The sequence below is a fragment of the Nostocoides sp. genome, from assembly GCF_035343835.1.
Classification (GTDB): Bacteria; Actinomycetota; Actinomycetes; order Actinomycetales; family Dermatophilaceae; genus Nostocoides_A; species Nostocoides_A vanveenii.
Map to the genome: position 1 here is coordinate 1 of NZ_DAOQZV010000028.1, position 20,831 is coordinate 20,831.

11 protein-coding genes are annotated in these 20,831 nt (G+C 69.0%); 6 read left to right on the forward strand and 5 right to left on the reverse strand.

Annotation, left to right across the window (positions count from 1 at the left end; all coding sequences use genetic code 11):
• The first annotated feature begins 29 nt into the window (after nt 1–29).
• Entirely contained in the window at nt 30–926 is an 897-nt protein-coding gene (locus tag PKH97_RS03675) for an RluA family pseudouridine synthase (RefSeq protein WP_324386060.1), read from the forward strand.
• Nucleotides 927–984: 58 nt separating this feature from the next.
• Here the strand turns inward: PKH97_RS03675 and PKH97_RS03680 are convergent, their stop codons facing one another.
• The gene (locus PKH97_RS03680; protein ID WP_324386050.1) at nt 985–1,296 is read right to left on the reverse strand and encodes a Uma2 family endonuclease; all 312 of its coding nucleotides are present in this window, start codon (nt 1,294–1,296) and stop codon (nt 985–987) included.
• Nucleotides 1,297–1,453: 157 nt separating this feature from the next.
• Between PKH97_RS03680 and PKH97_RS03685 the strand changes: the two genes are divergently transcribed.
• The 4 genes from PKH97_RS03685 to PKH97_RS03700 all read left to right on the forward strand — a co-directional run bounded on the left by PKH97_RS03685 (nt 1,454) and on the right by PKH97_RS03700 (nt 9,809).
• Nucleotides 1,454–2,002 (forward strand): PspC domain-containing protein, encoded by a 549-nt coding sequence (locus PKH97_RS03685; RefSeq protein ID WP_324386051.1) that lies wholly within the window; start codon nt 1,454–1,456, stop codon nt 2,000–2,002.
• 152 nt (nt 2,003–2,154) lie between these two features.
• Nucleotides 2,155–5,730, forward strand: coding sequence for a DNA polymerase III subunit alpha (gene dnaE / locus PKH97_RS03690; RefSeq protein ID WP_324386052.1), 3,576 nt, complete (start codon nt 2,155–2,157; stop codon nt 5,728–5,730).
• Between the two features lie 116 nt (nt 5,731–5,846).
• Complete coding sequence (locus tag PKH97_RS03695) at nt 5,847–7,973, forward strand: S9 family peptidase (RefSeq protein WP_324386053.1); 2,127 nt, start codon at nt 5,847–5,849, stop codon at nt 7,971–7,973.
• 114 nt (nt 7,974–8,087) lie between these two features.
• On the forward strand, nt 8,088–9,809 hold the full coding sequence (locus tag PKH97_RS03700; RefSeq protein ID WP_324386054.1) for a bifunctional metallophosphatase/5'-nucleotidase: 1,722 nt from the start codon (nt 8,088–8,090) through the stop codon (nt 9,807–9,809).
• A 110-nt stretch (nt 9,810–9,919) separates the two neighbouring features.
• On the opposite strand, the gene PKH97_RS03705 is transcribed toward PKH97_RS03700, so the two are convergent.
• Nucleotides 9,920–10,705 carry a 4'-phosphopantetheinyl transferase superfamily protein gene (locus tag PKH97_RS03705; protein ID WP_324386055.1) on the reverse strand — a complete coding sequence of 262 codons (786 nt, stop codon included), beginning with the start codon at nt 10,703–10,705 and terminating at the stop codon, nt 9,920–9,922.
• Between the two features lie 20 nt (nt 10,706–10,725).
• Complete coding sequence (locus PKH97_RS03710; RefSeq protein WP_324386056.1) at nt 10,726–11,751, reverse strand: zinc-dependent alcohol dehydrogenase family protein; 1,026 nt, start codon at nt 11,749–11,751, stop codon at nt 10,726–10,728.
• Between the two features lie 110 nt (nt 11,752–11,861).
• Between PKH97_RS03710 and PKH97_RS03715 the strand changes: the two genes are divergently transcribed.
• A complete protein-coding gene (locus PKH97_RS03715; RefSeq protein ID WP_324386057.1) occupies nt 11,862–12,647 on the forward strand; it encodes a 4'-phosphopantetheinyl transferase superfamily protein in 786 nt (261 codons plus the stop codon).
• Between the two features lie 125 nt (nt 12,648–12,772).
• Here the strand turns inward: PKH97_RS03715 and PKH97_RS03720 are convergent, their stop codons facing one another.
• Together PKH97_RS03720 and PKH97_RS03725 are read right to left on the reverse strand one after the other, a co-directional pair.
• On the reverse strand, nt 12,773–18,091 hold the full coding sequence (locus PKH97_RS03720; RefSeq protein WP_324386058.1) for a carboxyl transferase domain-containing protein: 5,319 nt from the start codon (nt 18,089–18,091) through the stop codon (nt 12,773–12,775).
• 70 nt (nt 18,092–18,161) lie between these two features.
• Nucleotides 18,162–20,831 (reverse strand): SDR family NAD(P)-dependent oxidoreductase (locus tag PKH97_RS03725; protein WP_324386059.1); only part of this gene is annotated, 2,670 nt, incomplete at its 5' end.

Sequence of the window (20,831 nt, forward strand, 5' to 3'; positions counted from 1 at the left end):
TCCAGTCCGGCACCTACAATTCGCGCCTCCTGGTGCCCGAGGGGCTCGCCGGGGAGCGGGTGGACGCGGCCCTCGCGCGACTGCTGGGCTTGAGCCGGACGGCAGCGGCCGACCTCGCGGCTGCCGGCGAGGTGTCGGTCAATGGCACGGTGGTCGGCAAGTCCGCCCGTGTCGCCGACGGCGACCTGCTCGATGTGACCATCCCGGCGCCGGCGGTGGGTCCGAGCATTGAGCCGACCCCTATACCGGACCTGCAGATCGTCCACGACGACGACGACATCGTCGTGGTCGACAAGCCACCGGGGGTGGCCGCGCACCCGAGCGTCGGCTGGTCGGGCCCGGATGTGTTGGGGGGGCTGCTGGCAGCGGGCTACCAGATCACCACGTCCGGGGCGAGCGAGCGGCAAGGAATCGTCTCCCGGCTGGACGTCGGGACCTCGGGGCTGATGGTAGTTGCCAAGAGCGAGTACGGCTACAGCCGCCTCAAGCAGGCTTTCCGGTCGCGCTCGGTCGACAAGACCTACCACACGCTCGTGCAGGGCCTGCCTGATCCCCTCTCGGGCACCATCGACGCGCCCATCGGGCGGCACCCCGGCCACGACTACAAGTTCGCGGTCATGGACTCCGGTCGGCACAGCGTGACCCACTACGAGTTGGTCGAGGCCTTCCGCGCGGCGTCCCTGCTAGAGATCAAACTCGAGACCGGCCGGACGCATCAGATCCGCGTGCACTTCAGCGCCCTGCGCCATCCGTGCGTCGGCGACTTGACGTATGGCGCGGACCCCGTCTTTGCGCGCCGGCTGCGGTTGGAACGGCAATGGCTCCACGCCGTCGGGCTCGGATTCGAACACCCCGGCACCGGGGAATGGGTCACCTTCACCAGCGACTACAGCCCCGATCTGGAGCGGGCGCTCGACCTGCTGTGAGGCCCCGCCGACCTCTGGGTATGCGGCTCAGGTGTGGACTGTCCCGCCAGTGGGCCGGCTAGTCGAGGAGCCGGGCCGGGACGATCGTGACGGCGAAGGGGAGCACAGCCGCCCACGGCTGCTCGCCGGTGACGTGCGCGATCTGGCAGTAGGTGTCGCCGTCCAGCGCGTATGCCATGACCGCCGGCATCTCGAGGTCGACCAGCCAGAAGCTCGGGCAGCCGGCGCGGGCGAAGCGAGGCATCGTGAGAAAGACATCGACCAGACGGGTATTGGGCGACAGGATCTCGATGACCAACTCCGGCACGGCGTCGGCAACCATGCCGAGCGTCCACTCGCGTTGGTCCAGCACCAGCGTCCTAGCGGTCATGGTGCTCCTGTCGGGTCATGGACTCCGCGCCGACCCGTGGACTACGCCCCTGAGGCGGTCACCAGGGTCGGTCCCGGAGGTGATCGGGGTGGGTAGGGGGTCGGGTCAGGGCGGCACCGCGATGTGCGCGGGCCTAGGCCGGCGCACAGTTGAGGACATGACCACCACAGCCAGCACCCACACCGGACTCGACCGCTTCTTCGAGGTTCTCCACCGCAGCCCGATCGTCCGCAGCGACGACCGCGTCATCGCCGGCGTCTGTGGCAGCGTCGCTGCCCGCCTCGGCGTCTCCGCCAAGGCCGTCCGGATCGCCGCCGTCGTCCTCGCCTTCTTCGGACCCGCCTTCGGTCTCTATCTGGCCGCCTGGCTGCTCCTCCCAGACACCCGCGGCCGAGTCACCTTCGAGCGTGCGGTGCGCGGCGGGGAGGGCAAGGCCATCGCCCTGACCGTCGTGGCCGGCCTGGTCCTGCTCAGCGACATCGGCGTGCATCACCCCTTCGGCTGGTTCGCGCTCGCGGTTGCCGCGATCGTCCTCGGATCCTTCGTCGTCGGTCGTGGCCCCGCAGGGGGGCGCCGCGGCCGGCGGCCGGTGACCGAGCCGTATGCCGGTGCCACGGCATACGTCCCGCCCACCTATGCGCCGAGCTACCCGGACGCGCCGGCCCCGCAGGGCCACGTGCCCCCGCAGGACGCGCCGCGCTACTGATCGTCAGCGGCTCAACCCCACCCGCGCCCGCCGTCACCCCCGACGGCGGGCGCGGTCCCTTTGCGTCACGCGCCGTGTCGCGTGAGCGAAACGCCGAGCGGCATGCGGACACGCCGAGGGCTGTCGGTGGGGCGTCCTAGACTCCAAGTCCCATGTCTGATTCCCCGCTCTCGCCCACCGCGCCGGACAACTTCGTCCATCTGCACGTCCACACCGAGTACTCCATGCTCGACGGGGCCGCGCGGATCGACGAGCTGCTCAAGGCCGCGGCCGATCAGGGGATGCCGGCGATCGCAACGACCGACCACGGCTACATCTACGGTGCCTACGAGTTCTGGTCCAAGGCCCGCAAGTACGACATCAAGCCGATCATCGGGGTCGAGGCCTATGTCACGCCCGGCACCGCGCGCCGCGACAAAACGCGCGTCAAATGGGGTGACGGCGGGCGCGACGACATCGGCGGCAATGGCGCCTACACCCACATGACCTTGCTCTCGCGCACCACCGAGGGCATGCACAACCTTTTCCGGATGAGCTCGCTGGCCTCGCTCGAGGGGCACTATTACAAGCCCCGCATGGACCGCGATCTGCTCAGCCGCTATGCCGGCGGCCTGATCGGCACGACCGGCTGTGTCGGCGGCGAGATCCAGACGCGCCTGCGTTTCGGGCAGTATGCCGAGGCGCGCCAGACGGCGAGCGAACTGCAGGACATCTTCGGCAAGGAGCACTTCTACGCCGAGATCATGGATCACGGGCTCGGCATCGAGCGCCAGACCCGAGCGGAGTTGCTGCGGCTGGCCAAGGAGTTGCAGTTGCCGCTGCTGGCGACCAACGACCTGCACTACACCAATGCCGAGGACGCGAAGGCGCATGCGGCCCTGCTGTGCGTGCAGTCCGCGTCGACGTTGATGGACCCGGGCCGGTTCAAGTTCGATGCGGACTCCTTCTATCTGCGCAGCGCCGCCGAGATGCGGGCGCTGTTCCGAGAGTTGCCGCAGGCGTGCGACAACACCTTGCGCATCGCCGAGCAGTGCGAGGTCTCCTTCGTGGAGAAGGAGGGGCAGTACATGCCCCGTTTTCCCTGCCCGCCGGGGGAGGACGAGACGTCGTGGTTCATCAAGGAGGTCGAGACCGGCCTGCAGGCGCGCTATCCGGGCGGGGTGCCCGACGCCTCCCGCACGCAGGCGGCATACGAGATCGACATCATCGTCAGCAAGGGCTATGCCGGCTACTTCCTCGTCGTCGCCGACTTCATCAACTGGGCCAAGGACCATGGCATCCGGGTCGGCCCCGGCCGCGGGTCGGGTGCCGGGTCGATGTGCGCTTATGCCATGCGGATCACCGATCTCGACCCGCTGCGGCACGGTCTGATCTTCGAGCGCTTCCTCAACCCCGAGCGGCCCTCGATGCCCGACTTCGACGTCGACTTCGACGAGCGGCGCCGCGGTGAAGTCATCCGCTATGTGACCGAGAAGTACGGCGACGACCGGGTTGCGCAGATCGTCACCTACGGCACGATCAAAGCCAAGCAGGCGGTCAAGGATGCCGCGCGGGTGCTCGGGCACCCGTTCGCAATGGGGGATCGGCTGACCAAGGCGATGCCGGCCGATGTGATGGGCAAGGGCGTGCCCTTGAAGGGCATCTTCGATGCCGAGCACCCGCGGTATGCCGATGGCGCCGACTTCCGCGCCATCCACGCCGAGGAGCAGCCGGTCCAGGAGATCGTCGCGACCGCGATTGGCCTCGAGGGCCTCAAGCGGCAGGCCGGAGTGCACGCCGCGGGCGTCATCATGTCCAGCGAGCCGCTGACCGACTTAATCCCGATCATGAAGCGGGAGCAAGACGGGCAGATCATCACCCAGTTCGACTATCCGAGTTGCGAGCAACTCGGGCTAGTCAAGATGGACTTCCTGGGTCTGCGCAATCTGACGGTCCTCGATGACGCGATCGACAATATTCGCGACAATCGCGGCGAGGAGATCGATCTCGACGCGCTCTCGGAAACCCTCGACGATCCGGCCACCTATCAACTATTGGCGCGCGGGGACACGCTGGGCGTTTTCCAGCTCGACGGCGGCGGCATGCGCACCCTGCTCAAGTTGATGCAGCCGGACAATTTCGAGGACATTTCCGCGGCGCTCGCGCTCTATCGCCCGGGCCCGATGGGCGTCGACGCGCACACCAACTTTGCCTTGCGCAAGAACGGCAAGCAGGAGGTCGTCCCGCTCGACCCCAAGCTGGCCGGGAAGCTCGAACCAGCGATGGTCGCGGCCCTTGAGCCCATCTTGGGAAATACGCATATGTTGTGCATTTATCAAGAGCAAGTAATGGAATTGGCGCAGAAATTGGCCGGCTACTCGCTCGGCACGGCCGATCTATTGCGGCGGGCAATGGGCAAGAAAAAGAAGGAGGTCATCGACGCCGAGTTCGAGAACTTCTCGGCGGGAATGCAGACCAACGGCTTTTCGCTCGCCTCGGTCACGGCGCTGTGGGATGTGCTGGTGCCCTTCTCGGACTACGCCTTCAACAAGGCCCACACTGCGGCATACGGGCTGGTGTCCTATTGGACCGGCTATCTCAAGGCGAACTATCCCGCCGAATATATGGCGGCCCTGCTGACCAGCGTCCGCGACGACAAGGACAAGTCGGCGCTCTATCTGAATGAGTCGCGGCGCATGCACATCACCGTGCTTCCGCCGTCGGTCAATGAGTCGCGGGCGAGCTTCGCGGCGGTGGGCGGCGACATCCGCTTCGGGCTGGAGGCCATCCGCAATGTCGGGCGCAATGTGGTCGATGCGATCGTGGCGGCCCGGGAGGCCAAGGGCAAGTTCACCTCCTTCGGTGACTTCCTGGACAAGGTGCCGGTGACGGTCTGCAACAAGCGGACGATCGAGTCGCTGATCAAGGCCGGAGCCTTCGACGATCTCGGTCACCCGCGGGCCGGGCTGGTGCGGGTGCACGAGGACTATGTCGAGGCCTATGTCGAGGCCAAACGTGCCGAGGCGATGGGGCAGGACAGCCTCTTCGGCAGTTTCGAGGACGAGGTCAGCATGGACTTCTCGGGGCTGCCGCCGATCCCGGCGGCGCACTGGGACAAGCGCACTCAGCTCGCGCACGAGCGCGACATGCTCGGGCTCTATGTCAGCGATCACCCGCTCTTTGGCATCGAGCATGTGCTGGCGCGCAATAGCGACACCGGCATCGCCGCTCTGCTGGAAGAGGATTCGTCCTATGAGGACAATGCGCAGGTCACCATCTCGGGCTTGGTCACTTCGATGGCGGTCAAGCGCAACAAGCGCGGCGACCCATATGCCCAGGTGACGATCGAGGACCTCGGCGGCGCGGTCGAGGTCATGTTCTTCACCAAGACCTATCTCGCCTGCCAGCATCTGCTCGCGATGGATGCTGTCTGCTCGGTCAAAGGCCGGGTGCGTCGGCGCGAGGACGGCGTGCAGTTGACCGCCGCCGACTTCTCGCTGCCCGATGTCACCGAGGGGCCGCGGGGGCCGGTGGTCATCTCGATGGACGCGACCCGCGCAACCACCCCGGCCGTGGAGAAGCTGAAGACCGTGCTGGTCTCCTATCCGGGCGCGACCGAGGTCCACCTGAAGCTCGTCCAACCGGGCCGGACGGTCCTGCTGCGCCTGGACGACCGCTTCCGGGTGAACGCCACAGAGGCACTGATCGGCGACCTGAAGGTCCTCCTGGGCGCCCGCTCGGTGAGCTGACGGGCTCGCGTTCCTATTCCTACTCCGGGTAGAGGTGTCAAAGCGGGCGCTCTGCCGCCCGCCTTGACACACCTACCCGCGGGTAGCACAGGAGGGTGGGCGCGTAGGGTGCCCTGGTGAGCCACGCCGACCTCCCGCAGCCCCCCGTCGCGCCGCAACGGCCGAGCACGCGGACGTACCACGGGCATACGGTCGAGGACCCGTATGCCTGGATGGCCGATCGTGAGGACCCCGAGCTCATCGCCTATCTGACCGCCGAGAATGCCTACGCCGACGCGCGCACCGCGCACCTGGACCCCTTGCGGGAGAGCATCTTTCGCGAGATCAAGTCGCGTGTGCAGGAGAGCGACCTCAGCGTCCCGGTCGGTGACGGCAACTGGTGGTACTACACGCGCACCATTGAGGGCGAGCAATATGCCGTGCACGCCCGCTGCCCGCGCCCCACGCCGGACGCGCCGCGACCGGAGTTGGCGGCGGGCGGCATACCGGAAGGGGAGCAAGTGCTCCTGGACGGCAATGCCGCGGCCCGGGGCCACGACTTCTTCGCCGTCGGCGCGCTCGCGGTCAGCCACGACGAGCGCTTGGTCGTCGCCGGCATCGACCTCGAAGGAGACGAGCGCTTCGCCCTGACCGTTCGCGACATCGCGACCGGTGAGGTCATCGACGACGCGATTGCGGAGGTCGGTTACGGGGCGGAGTTCGACCGGTCGGGGCACTACCTCTTCTATGTCGTTGTCGACGAGGCGTGGCGGCCCTTTCAGGTGTGGCGGCACGAGATCGGTACCCCGCGCGCGCAGGACGTCTTGATCCGGCAGGAGGACGACGAGCGCTTCTGGATGGGCCTGGGCAGCTCGCGCGAGGACCGCTTCCTGATGATCGGCCTCGGCACCAAGACCACGAGCGAGACCTGGCTGCTGCCGGCCGACGACCCGACCGGTGAGTGGCGGTGCGTGCGCGAGCGGGTCGAAGGCCTCGACTATGACGTCGAGGTCGACGACGACCGACTGCTGATCGTCCACAACGAACGCAGCCGCGAGAGCGACTTGGCGTGGGCGAGCCTGGACGAGCCGGGCGTCTGGCACCCGATTCTCGAACACGGCGCGGGCGAGCGCTTCCTCGGGGTCGATGCCTTCGCGGATTTCGTGGTGCTGAGCCTGCGCGCCGGCGGGCTGCCGGCGCTTCGGGTGCTCCCGCGCGACCCGAGCGGTCCGTCGCGTCTGGGTGCCGCGCGACCGTGGCCGGTCGATGGCGAGTTGACCGCGCTCTCCTTGGGCGACAACCCCGAGTTCGCCTCGACGGCGCTCTTGGTGACCCAGGAGAGTTTTATCCAGCCCCGCGCCACGTATGCCGTTGACCCCCTCTCGGGCGCGCGCACCCTCCTCAAGCGCCAGCCGGTGCTCGGCGATTTCGACCCCGAGCGGTATCGCGAGTCGCGCGAATGGGTGGGCAACGCAGACGGAACCCAGGTGCCCATCTCGATCGTCCGCCGGGCCGGCGTGGCCCCCGACGGCACGGCCCCCGGCTTCCTGACGGGCTACGGCGCCTACGAGATTCCCAACGACCCCTACTTCTCGGTCGCCCGCCTCAGCCTCCTCGACCGGGGGCTGGTCTATGTCGTCGCGCATGTCCGTGGGGGCGGCGAGATGGGCCGGGGCTGGTATGAGGATGGCAAGTTTGCGGCCAAGACCAACACCTTCGACGACTTCGTCGCGGTCGCCGACCACCTGCGCGGGGGCTGGGTCGACCCCACCCGCCTGGCCTGCGAGGGGGGCTCCGCGGGTGGGCTGCTCATCGGCGCGGTCCTCAACCGCGCGCCGGACCGCTTCCGGGTCGCGCTCGCCGCCGTCCCCTTCGTCGACGCCCTGACCTCAATGCTCGACCCCGACCTCCCGCTCACCGCGGGGGAGTGGGAGGAGTGGGGCAACCCGCTGGCGGAGGCCGCGGCATACGGCTGGATGGCGGGATACGCGCCGTATGACAATGTGCGCGAGCAGGCCTACCCGGCAATCCTGGCGACGACGTCGCTGCACGACACGCGTGTCCTGGTCACCGAGCCGGCGAAGTGGGTAGCGCGACTGCGCGAACGAGCGACCAACGATCCGGCGTCCGCGCCGATCCTGCTGCGCACGGAGATGTCGGCCGGGCACGGCGGCCGCAGCGGGCGGTATGACGCGTGGCGCGAGGTCGCGTGGGAGTGGGCCTTCGTGCTCGATCAGTTGGGCGCGACGCAGGCGCTCACCTGATCGTTCACCGGGGATTCGGCCAATTGGCTCCACGCTATTGGTAGCCGTTGTCGGTGGTGGCCGGTAGCGTCCCTCCCGTGCGGCCGGGGTGGCCGCGCCCTAGGGAGGTTTTGAATGCGTAAGAGCACGACCCTGCTGGCCGCCGGGGCGGTCGCGGCATTGGCTTCGGCGATGGCCGGGGCGAGCGGCGCCAGCGCCGCCGACTCCAGCGCGCGGGCGATCCCCGTGCAGCTACTGTCCTTCAACGACTACCACGGCCACCTCGAGGCCACCGATCGGCCGTTGGCGAGCGACCCGGCCGCGACGCCCGCGGGAGGCGTGGAGTACCTGTCAGCAAAGCTGACCCAATTGCGGGCCAAGGTCGGCGACAAGAACTCGCTGACGGTCGCCGCCGGCGACACCATTGGCGGCTCGACCTTCCTCTCGGGCATGTTCCACGACGAGCCGAGCGTCGAATCGCTCAATACCCTCGGCCTCGATGTCACCAGTGTCGGCAACCACGAGTTCGATGAGGGCACCGCCGAGCTGTTGCGCATGCAGAATGGTGGCTGTCACCCGGTCGACGGCTGCTACTTCCCGTCCGAGCCGTATGCCGGGGCCAAGTACCCCTATCTCGCGGCGAATGTCGTCAAGAAGTCGGACAACAAGCTGCTCCTGCCCGGCACCACGATCCGCTATGTCGGTGGCGTCCCGATCGGTTTCATCGGCCTGACGCTCAAGGGCACGCCGAGCCTCGTCGACCCCGCTGGTGTAGCCAGCGTGCGTTTCACGGACGAGATCCAGACGGTCAACCAGCAGGCGGGCGCCTTGAACCGCAAGGGGGTCAAGGCGATCGTCGTGCTGATCCACCAGGGCGGCCAGCAGGATCCCACCACCTCGAACTATGACGGGTGCGTCGGCTTCAACGGTCCGATCGCCGATATGGCGCCGAAGTTCAGCGCCCTGGTCGACGTCGTGGTCTCCGGCCACACCCACCAGCCGTATGTCTGCACCCAGAGCGACCCGCAGGGCCGGCCGCGCCTGGTCACCAGCGCCGCGTCCTATGGCCAGATGGTCACCGAGACCTACTTCACGATCAACTCGGTCAGCAAGGACGTCAACCGCAGCTCCTTCGTCTCGCACAATGTCATCGTCGACCGGGCTAATACGCCAGACCCGGCGGAGACCGCGGTCATCGGCAAGTGGCAGTCGCTCGCCGGCCCGATCGCGGGCAAGGTCGTCGGCACCGTCGCGCAGGATGTCACGGGCGACTCCAGCGGCAACCGAGGCATCGAGACCCCGATGGGTGACCTGATCGCCGACGCCATCCTCTGGGGCACCCAGTCCGGCAACACCCAGTTGGCGTTCATGAACGTCGGTGGGGTCCGGGCCAGTTTCCTGACCAACCAGATCAGCAATAGCGAGCAGCCGGGGGAGATCACCTACACCGAGGCCTACAACGTCGCACCTTTCGGCAACCTGCTGGTCTCGCTGGACATGACCGGTCAGCAGATCAAGGACACCCTGGAGCAGCAGTACGTCGCCGGTCGCCCGGGCGGTCGCGATGCGCTCGGACTCGGGGTCTCCGAGGGCTTCTCCTACACCTGGGACGCCACCCAGCCGCAGGGCAGCCGGGTCGTCCCGGGGACGATGGCCCTGAACGGCGTGCCGATGGACATGGCGGCGACTTACCGGGTCGGGACGATCAACTTCCTGGCTAATGGCGGCGACTCCTTCACCGGCTTCATGGCTGGGACCAACCTGCTCGGCGGCAAGGAGGATCTGGCCAATCTGGTCGACTTCCTCGGCGCCCACCCGGGCGTCACCCCGCCCCCGGACCGGGTCACCGGCCTCTGATTCGAGAGCCCGGGCTCGCAACGCAAATGCGACCCGCGGCCGGCGCCTACGCGCCGGCCGCGGGTCGCTTCTGCGTGCGGGCTGAATCGCGGGGTGTGCCAGGAGTCGGGTTAGCGGTTCCCCGAACCGTCGCCCTCTGCACCAGGAAGCTTCGGGCGCCCAGCCCTCAATGCCCCGAGTGCCGACGCCCCGTCCTGGTGGTCCAGGAGCACCACGTCAGCGCCGATTGCCGCGACCGACCCGACCAGTTGGGCATTTGCCAGCATCGCGGCAGGGATCGCAGCGAGCGACATCGGCTCCACGCCCAGCCCGTCGGGGTAGCCCGCCAACCGCCACTTGCCCGGATCCGTCGCGCTGAAGATGACCTCGGGCAGCGCCGCGCGTAGTCCGTCGCCGGTCGCCTTGACGGCCGCCTCCTTCAGCGTCCACAGCCTGGTGAAGCGTTGCTCGGGGCTGCTATCGCCATCGACTCCGCCGGCTGCGACCCACTGCTGCTCGCCCAGATCGAGAGCCAGATCGATCACCCCTGCCTCGATGCGCGCCGGGACCTGCTCGATGTCGACGCCGACAGCCACCGCGTCGGTGCTCGCGGCCACCACGACCATCGCACCAGCGTGGGAAACGGACAGCGCCAGGCCGGAGGCCGTCGCGGTCGGTCGCCCATGTGGGCGGCCGCACTCGAGACAGGTGCGGTCGATGACCGCCCCCCGCGGATCACCACCGGTATGCCGGGCCACCGCCAGCCGCACCAACGCGGCCCCCACCGTGAACCGGTCGCAATCGACCGCCCGCCGATAGCTCGCGGCCCGGGCGCGTTCGGACTCGGACAACCACGGCGTCGCCGACCCGGCCACCGCGGTCGATGCCGTCCAGAGCGTGACGTGGGCGGGCGGCATACGGCAATCCTCTCGTGGTCCTAGGGGACGAGCATTACCTTGTGCGCCGTGGGGTCGGTGCGCACCGCGTCGAGGGCCTCGCCATAGCGCTCGAGCGGGAAGCGGTGGGTGATCAGGCCGTCGGTGCGAATGCGGCCCGCCCGCAGCATCGCCAGCGCCGCGGGCACGGTGTCGATCTCGGAGAACGACCCAGTGATGGTCAGCTCGCGGCGGAAGACGTCATAGGGCGAGACCGAGACGCGGTCGCGCTCGTTGGCCACGCCGTACCAGAGAATCGTCGCTCCCGGGCGCGCCAAAGCGATGGTCGCCTCCTGCACGCGGGCCACCCCCGTGGCATCGACGACATAGTCGAATCCCTTGCCGGACAACGCCTTCAGCGCAGTGATGTCATCGGCCAGGCGATCGCGATCCATCAGGTAGGTGGCATCGAGCCCAAGCGCAGTGGCGGTCGCCAACTGGTCGGCAGCGATCGACGCCACCGTGACGCGGGCCGCCCCCGCGTGGGCGATCAGTTGCGCGAGGAGCAGGCCAGTGGCGCCGGTGCCGACGACAAGCGCGCTGGTGCCGGGGCGCGGCTTCAACACCTCGATGCCATGCACGGCGCACGCGGCCGGTTCGGCGAAGACGGCGACATCGGGCGAGAGTCCCTCGGCGGAGAAGACCTGCGCCTGGGGCGCGACCAGGTATTCCGCGAAGCCACCCGGCAATAGCGTGCCGAGCCCGCCGAAGGACGGGCAGAAGCGGGGCTGCCCGGCGCGGCAGTGCTCGCAGCGGCCGCAGGTCAAGTTGGGGTTGATGACCACGTGCTCACCGACCGACAACCCATCGATAGCGGCACCCACCGCGTCGACGATGCCGACGGTTTCGTGCCCAGGAGTCAGGGGATAGTCGGCGATGAAGCCGCCCTCGTGGATGTGCAGATCGGTGCCGCAGACGCCGCTCTGCAACACCCTGATCCGCACCTCGCCGGCACCGGGATCGCGCACGGGCACCTCACGAATGGCGAACTCCCGCGGCCGGTCGTAGACGACAGCACGCATGGACATCTGAATCCTTCCGTCGATGACGACTCTGGCTCGTCCAAGCATGCCGCCTCGCGAGGGCACGTGTGACGCGGGGACATAACCTGGAGGCAGAAGCGCGATCGGAGGTGCTCATGTCAGGTCCCGGCCTGCAGTGGTATGCCTGCGGCGAGGACGCCATCCCGGGCGGCACCGATTGGCTCGTGCCCCGCGAACGCGAGCGGCTAGCTGGGATGCGGTTCACCAAACGCCGCACCGAGTACCTCCTGCGCAGGTGCGCGGGCAAGCGGGCGGTAGCCACGGCATACGGGCTGGGGGAGGCGCCGGCGACCTTGGCGCGGATCGCGATGCTCAACGCGCCCGGCGGTGCGCCCTATGTCGAGATCGATGGTGTGCGAACGGATTTCGACATTTCGTTGACCGATCGCGCCGGTCACGCGGTGGCGCTTCTCGGGCCACCGGGATCGATGGCCGCGGGGACGCTGGGGATCGATCTGGAGATCGTCGAGCCGCGGTCTGAGGGTTTCGTCGCCGACTTCCTCACACGGCCGGAGCAGGACTGGGTCGGCAGCGAGCGGGATCGAGGGGCCGCCGACGGCTGGGATGCCGCGGCCAACCTGATCTGGTCGGCCAAGGAGGCGGCCCTGAAGGTTCAGCGCGTCGGGCTGCGTGCAGACACCCGCAGTGTCCTCGTCACGGTGCACCCGCTGACGCGGTCGGATGGCTGGGGTGAACTGACTATCGCGAGCACCTCGGGGGATCGGTTCGTCGGCTGGTGGCGCCGCGACGGGGCTTTCGTGCTGACCCTCGCCACCCGCGCGGCGGGCGAGCCGCCTTCGCGCCTGCCCGGCGGCGCGGATTTAGCCGCGTCGACCCCGGTGCACAGCTGGCTTGCGAACCCCTTTGCGCCGCAGGCGTGACGCGTGCGGCGCCAACGCGTGCTCCGGATGCCGCAATCGTCCGGGTGCGGACGTCGACAGGGCGAGAGACGTCCCGTTGTGCGGCATCCGGAGCAAGAGGTGGGGTGTCGGGTGGTGCGCTCGTTTCAGGTGAAGCGGCGCATGCCGCGGGCGAGGGCATCGATGACATAGGGCCGTAGGTCGGCGGCCCGGATGATCCGGTCCACCGAGCCGACCCGCTGAGCGCGTTCGATCGTGTGAATGCCGTCGAACTCGTCCGCGACCTCGCGCAGCTTCTCCGAACGCACCTGGGCGCTGACCCTGGCCAACTCCGCTCGCGCGACGGCGGCATCGGCGCCAGACGCGCTCGCCGCGGCCCCGCGCGCCGTCTTGACCCGCTCGTCGCTCTCGGTGCGGACCTTGACCTCGCGTGCGAAAACCGTTGCGGCAGCGGGTGCACCGCCGATGACCGAGGCGAAGGAGCCCTCGACGGCCGCGATCTCCATGCTCTCGGTGAGCGCCTTGGAGAAGACCACGAAGGCGCCACCGTGATAGCGCGACACGACGACGAAGACGATCGGGCCGTCGAAGTTCGTGACCGCGCGGCCGATCTCGGCGCCATACTCCAACTGCCAGTTGCGCATCGACTCCGGTGAACCGTCGAAGCCGGAGAGGTTCGCCAGGACGACCAGTGGCCGGTTGCCGCTCGCGGCGTTGACCGCGCGTGCCGTCTTGCGCGAGCTCTGCGGGAACAGCGTTCCCGAGGTCCACGCCGGCGGACCGTAGGACGGCACGAAGCCCCGCCGAGGCACCGTGTGCGATTCGAGGCCCAGCAGGCAGACCGGCACGCCGCCGATCGTCGCGTCCCAGACGATCGAGGTGTCCGCGTCCTGCCACGCCTGCCAGCGCTCCAATGGTTCGCAGTCCGCGTCGGCCACCGCCCGCATCACCGAGCGCATGTCGAAGGGCAGCTTGCGCTCCGGATTGCTCGCGGCGTCGAAGACGTCACCGACCACCGTGAAACTCGATCCCGTCAGGGCCGCGTGCGGTGCGGAACGGACATCGCGATCGACCGGGTCGGACGACGCGTGGCGACGTGGGAAGCGTTCTCCCGGAACGACATACGTGAAGCCGTAGTGCTGCAACAGCAGGGCGCACGCCTCGGGGAAGCTCGGGGCCCAGTACTGCGCCTGACCATTCGGCCCCATCACCCGGTCGAAGCCGCCGATCCCGGAGTTGTCGTCCGCGGACACCGCGCCGGAGAAGTCGAGCGCCTGCTTGCCGGTCAGCACCATCGCCGACGCGGGAGTCATCACGAGAATGCCCTTGGTATGCATGAGCATCGTCGCCTCGGCATTCCAGTAGGGCTGGCCGCCGACGTTGATGCCGGTCACGATGATGTTGACCTCGCCACCGGCTTGCGTGTACTCGATGAGCCGGCGCAGGGTCAGCGCGATCCAGTCCATATTCTCGGTGCCCGAGTCCATGGCGATGAGCGCGCCGGAAGACACGGCATACCACTCGACCGGAATCTGGTGTTCGAGTGCATAGGCGAGCGCGGCATTGATCCGCCGGCACTCCGGCTCCGCGAGGTTGCCGAGGCCCTGCGTGGGGTCGGACAACAAGGCGATGCGCGTCATGCCTTCGGGGTGCACGCTCGTGTAGCTGGTCAGCAGCCCCACGACCAGGTGCGCGGTGTTGTTTCCCGGCTCGCGATCAACCGGCACAAGCGCGTCGTCCGCACCGAGGTCGAGCTCGACGAAGCTTCCCGGCGGGAACATCGACGCGTCCCCGGGATTCGGGGTGAGCATCCGCACGACCTCGTACGGATAGGGCGACTTGAACCGTGCCGCGGTGAGCACCTTCTGCGCGTATTTCGTCAGCGGCCGAACGGGATTCGGCCCCGGCTCGTCCATCCGGATGGTCAAGCCGCCCGCGCCTAGGCCATCGAGCAGCAGGATCCGGTCGTGGAGGAGCCGCTTGCCGACGGCGTCGGTCTCGGGCACCGAGATGTGCAGGACGATCTTCTCCAGACCCGCCCCGCGGGCCAGGCCTTCGTAGGTCCGTGCCAGCGAGTACCAGTCTTTGGCGGGGATGGTCCACGTCGGCCGGATCGAGAGCACGAGCCGGTTGGCGACCGGCCGCTCACGCACCGGATACGTCGAGAGCGCGGAGCGCATCGCGGCGAGCGCTGCCAAGCCCATCCGGCCCAGCAGGGGATAACCGACCTCACCGGTTTCCTCGTCGGTCACCTCGGTCAGGTCGCGGACCTCGGCGAGGGCGAAGAGCCGGTGGTCCTTGGGGTTGTCCTTGGCGATGCCGTCGAAAAGATAGACGTCCTCGGGCGACGGCAGTCGGGTCAGGGTGAAGTTCGATAGGCGCCACAGGTCCAGACGCTTGCCGAGCATCGGGTGCAGGTTGCGATAGATCGGCTCCTCGACAAAACCGCCCTCGTCGGTCTGCCGGAAGGTCAGGTGCTGGGTGCGGGAGCGGCTGGCCCGGTCGCCGCCCAGCGTCGTGACCGTCAGGTCGAGCCGGTGCAAGGGTCGTCCGAAGTCGCAATCGACCAGGTCGTCGGCGACCTGCTCGGCGAGCGCACCGATCTCCTGCCAGGCGCTGTCGCGCCAGGTCACCAGGTCTACGACTGCCTCGCGCTGGAAGGCGTGCGTGGCAAGGTGGGTGGCCACGGCACGCGATGCGCGAACGAGATCGGCATACGGGAGGTAGCCGGCGACCACGTGCAGATCGCGGCCGTCGTGCACATAGTGGGCGTATGCCAGCTCGATCCCGTCGACGACGTCGACATCGAGCCCGCGCAGGTCCCGGATGCGATAGAAGCGCCGGACATAGATCTCCAGCACCGCGGCCCGAAAGTCGCGTCCCGTAGCTGAGTCGGGCTCCTCGGTCACGCTGGCCCGCCACGCGTCGAGCAGCACCGAGCGCAGCGGTTGCGGCGACCAGACGAGCCGATTGATCCGGTCCGAGCGATCGGCCGTGTGGGGATCGCGCGCGAGGACGGCCAGGTGCGCTGCCATCTCCTCGGCGTTGACAGCGACGATCTGCTCGATCGCGGGTTGTTCGAAGGCCTGGAAGTGCACATCCCGAGCCAGATCGGTGACCTGCGGGTGGCGGCCTTCGGTTGCCGCGACGAGGCGCTCCAGCCGCTCGCGCCAGGACTTGTCGGCCCCAGGGCGGCCCATCCGGCGCTCAAGGATCGCGACGACAACGGGCACCAGTTCCGGCACCCGGCTAAAGGATCGGAACATCCACAAGGTGGCAGCGACCAGGCCGTCGTGATCGTGCAGTGAGGTCACGCCATAGCGCGCGAGGGCGTGCTCCAGGCGGGCGCGGTAGCCGGCGGGCAGGCCCGCCCGGTCCGGATCGAGCCACTGGAGGAAGGCGAGGAAGAACTCTTGGGTGTTGTCACTAGCCACATCGTCGTCGGCGCCGGAGTCCGCCTCGACCCGGGGCCGCGAGAGCGACCCGATCTCAGCGAACAGATCGAGGAAGGCGTCCTCGTGCCCAGCCAGGCCCGGCGCATCGCTTACCGCGAGCTTGCCGTATGCCGTGGTGAACGCGCGCACGGCCGCGGGGTCGAGGTCATAGCCGAGGAGGTAGTTCGTCAGTTCGGAGAAGACCGCCGCCGCGGTCGACGAGGCCGAATTGTCCGGTGCCGCCGCGAGATGGGCGAGTGATACCGCGCGTTCACCCGAGGACGACGACGCGGGATCGGAGGTGCGGATCCGCAGCAGCGGCTCGCCCTTTTCGACCTGGGCGTTGGGTAGCACGCATACGGCGGTGACCTGACCCGAGAGCGGCGCGGTCACGGTCGTGACCATTTTCATCGACTCGAGCGCGGCGATCGGCTGTCCGGCGACCACCTGATCGCCCTCGGCAACGAGCAGCGAGCCGATCAGTGCTGGCCACCCCGTGCGGACCACCACACCGTCGTCGCGACGCACGACATGAGCGACACCGTCGATTTCGAGGTGCACCGACTCGGGCTGCGGCATCGCGATGACCCGGGCCTTGCGCTCGCCGGCGACCACACGCCGCTCGTTGGCGCTCAGCCGGTCGACGTGGACGTCCACGCCGACTCCGTCGTGCACGCGATAGCGGTCGGCGGCCACCTTGTCGACCCGATAGCGATGTGCCCCACCGAGATACGAGAGCATGACTGTTCCGCCAACGGCTTCGATGTGTTCCGGGCGGCCACGCGCCGCGCTGGCCCGGAAGCGGTCTTGGGCCATCGCCAGATCCGCCTCGTAGAACTCGATGGCGCCGACGAGCAGGGCCAGCGGGTCGGGTGCGCCGCCACTGGACCCGTCCGCTACGCGTTCCGCGAGCCAGCGGGCGGGCACCGGGCCGGCCTGCAGATCGGGCGACCCCAGCGCATTGATGAGCAAGGACCTGTTGGTCGGACCACCGTCGAGGACGACCGCCGTCCGGTCGAGGGCACGCCGGAGCCGGGCAAGGGCGTGACCCCGGTCGCGGCCCCAGGCCGTGATCGTCGCCAGCACCGGATCCAGTTCCGCCGCAACGACATCGCCGGTCCGCAAACTGGCATCGACGCGCACACCGGTGCCGATCGGCAGATCGAGCAGGGCGATGCGGCCACCCGTCAGGGCGTCGCCGGCTAAGGGGTCGCGCGCGAGAATGCGGGCTTCGAGCGTGACCCCGTCCCCCTCGGGCGGGGTCGCCTCCAACGGCTCTCCGCGCGCGATGCGCCATTGCAGCCCGACGAAGCTGCTGCCGGTGGTCTCCTCGACGCCGGCATGCTCCGGCCGGCCGGAGGGCGACGCGCCCCGCACCGTGAAGGTTCCGGAGCCGCTGATCGCGACGGTAAAGGTGACGGCGCCCTGCACACCACTGGCGGACACCAGGGCGCGCACACCGGCGGTGATTGATTCGGCGAGGTCGGCAGGCACGTCCGACGCCGGGAACTCGGCGATCAGCGGCTCTCCGTCCAGGGCGAGCGAGACATCGCGAATCGGCAGCACCCAAATGGTGCCGCCCGCATCGCGCAAGGTGTCCACCTCGAGCAGGCGGTCGGCCAGGGCACTCTCGTCGACCGGCACGCCGGTCGATGCGCCGAGGCCCGAGAGTCCGCCCGGTCCGGTGAGCCGGCGGATGGCATCGGCGTCCGGGCCGATCACGGCCAGGCCAGCCGCCGAGGCCGCTGCGACCACCTCCAGAAGCGTGCCGTATGGAGCCGGGTCACCCGGCCAGATTGCGGCGACATCGTTCTCGCGCAGCGCGGTCGCCAAACCTTCGGGGCCGGCCTCAGCGGGCACCGCGAGCGCGGCGTCGGCTTCGCGGGCATACCACGGTGCGGTGTCACCGGGGTGGACGACGACGGCCGTGATAGCAGCCCCCGCGTCGCGGTTGAGGTTGCCGATCGCCGCCAGCAGGCGGACGACGGATTCGCCGTGGTCGATGATGGCCAGCCGGGTTGACGTTGTCACGAAGTGCCCCTTGTCAAAGTGTGTGGTCGAGACCGGCCGGGCCCCGCGGGGAGCGGGCCCGGCCGGCAGATCAGGCGAAGACCCGGCTCAGCGCCGCGGCGACATCCTCGCTGAGGTCGCCAGGCAGCTGCACCGTCTGGTAGCCGTCGAGCCGCACGACCACCGAACCGGTGGCGTCCGTGACGAGCACATCGAAGCCGCCCGCGCGCGGGGTGGCGCGGGCATACAGCGGGCCGTCGACGGTCGACGGGTCCCGCAGCACGCTGGTGCGGCCGACGCGCATCGGCAGCGCGAGCCGGCCGGCGGTCCCGGCCTCCCACAGGCCCGCGGTCTGGAAGGACAACTCGACCAGCCGCGGCGCCGTGATGAGCGGTGCGTCCGCGGGGGCGTGGTTGTCCGGCAGGTGTGCCGACATCCGCGCGGTCGCCCCGTCGCCGTCCCGCCACGCCTCGTCCACGACCTGGTAGGCCGGGCCGTGGAAGTAGAAGGTGTAGACGAGCCCCTGGTCGAGCGCGCCGCCCGCGGTTGCCTCCGTCGTCACCTCGGCCTGCCCCGGCTCGGGATCGGCCTGCGTGAGCCGGACCGTCCCCGTGAAGTGCGTCGAGATCGTCGGTGCGGCCTGTCCGGGCAACTGGCGGCTGGCGGTCAGGGTGCACCGGGCGAGCAGATCGCCTCCCTCCGGCGTCGGCGAGACGACGGCGCTGATCGTCAGCGTGCGCGGCTCGTCGCGGAAGAACTTCACGGGCGCAGCGAACGAGACGTCCTCGACGCCCGCCACCCGATAGCTTTGCGGCGCAACCAGACTCGCCACCTCCGCGAAAGACTCCATGCCCATGACCCCGGGCAGGACGGGCGTGCCGTCGATGCGGTGGTCATTGAGGAAGGCCTGCTGGGCAGGATCGAGGGTGGTCGTCGACGTGATGCCCGTATGCACGCTGGCCGCCACCTCGCCGACCATCGGTCCACACGCGCCGAGGCGATCCGTCGCCAGCCCACCGGTCGGGTGGTACTCGGCCGCCATCGCTCCGAGCACGCCGGCGACAATGACCTCACCGCTGAAGGCCGAGGACTCCAGCTCACGGCGCACCCAAGCGACGCCTGCCTCGGGCGGGAGCATCTGGACACCGGCCATCTCCATGATCTTGGGGATGGATCCGCGCGTCGCCATGCCGATGCCGCCCCAGGCCGTCCAATCCGTCGCCAGCCCGCGGGTCTGCGGGCGGGTGCGGCGCAGGTTGGAGACGACCTTGCAGAGCAGGTCGTTCGCCGCGGAGTAGTCGGTCTGGCCCTGGTTGCCGAAGCGCCCGGCGACCGAGGAGAAGACGACCACCGCACCGACTTCGAGGTCTTTGGCGGCGTGCCAGATGTTGAACCAGCCCGTGGTCTTGACGTCGAAGACGAGGTTGTATTCGCGCGGCTCCTTCTCGGGCAGGTTGCGGCTGATCTCCAGCCCGGCGGCGTGAAGCAGGACGTCGATCTTGCCCGAGCGCTCGCGCACCTGCTCCATGACCACGGCCACGGCGTCGGGATCGGTCAGATCGACGCTGTAGTAGTGCGCCGTGCCGCCGGCATCCTGGACCGTCTCGATCGCGGTGAGGGCGGCCTCCAGACGTTCGAGGCGCGCGATCTCGCGGTCGATGGCGACCGGGGTGGCCTTCTGGCCGGCCTCCTTCAAGCGGGTGGCGATCGTGGCCTTGAGCGCATTGCGGTCGGCGCGGAAGGTCGCCAGATCGGCATCTTCGGGGTCGGGCGTCGGCGTCAGGTCGAGCAGATGGAAGGTCCCGCCGCTCGCCTGGGCCAGGTCGGCCGTGATCGCCGAGACGATGCTGCCCGCGGCGCCCGTGACGACGAAGACGGAGTCGGAGGTCAACGGCATACCGCCGTCGTGCAGCGGGGAACCGTCGTCGTGCAGCGCGGGGAAGGGCTGCTCGACGAAGGCGACGCCGAAGCGTTGTCCCTCCACTCGACCGACCTCGACGCAGCCGGGGTCACGCAGCGTCTCCTCGATCAGTTGCTCGGCGATCGCGGCGGTCTTGCGGCTCGGCGGGATGTCGACCGCCTTGACGAGGGCGTCGGGGCGTTCCTTCTTGTAGGACTTGGTGAACCCGGTCACCGCGCCGCCCAGCACGCTCGCCGCGCCCGCAGCGTCATAGCCGTGGTAGCCGCCCAGTCGCGTGGCGGTCACGAGGAAGGGGCTGGCATCCCACAGAGCGCGCATCGTGGCGTAGAGGCCCTTGACGCGGCGCTGGAGCGCGCCGTGCCATTCACCGAGCCCGTATGCCGTGACGTCACCTTCGTCGTCGAGTGCCGGCAGCCAGTAGACGCCTGCGATCGGGCCTTCCTCCTGCCACTCGGCGAGGCGGCCGGCGAACTCGTTATCGCTGACTTCCGCGGGTCCGAACAGGACTGTGGCACCGGCCTTTGCGAGGCGCTTGACGAGGGCGTCCGCCACACCTGCGCCATCACCGCGGACGATGACGCGGGCGCCGTCGAGCACGACGCCGGTGTCGACGCAGTTGTCCAAGGCCGGGCGCAGGGACGGGACCGGGATGCGGCGAGGGAGGGCATCGATCGCGCGCAGATCGCCCGAGATGGTCTGGCCGTGCGGATGGACCGCGACCGGGCTCGCAGCCGCGGCCGGGGCAGCGGCCGCTGTTGCGCCGGGGGCCGCGCCACCGAGGCGTTCGCGGACCCAGCCGGCGACGTGGTTCATCGTCGGGAAGTCGCGCAACTTCAGGTT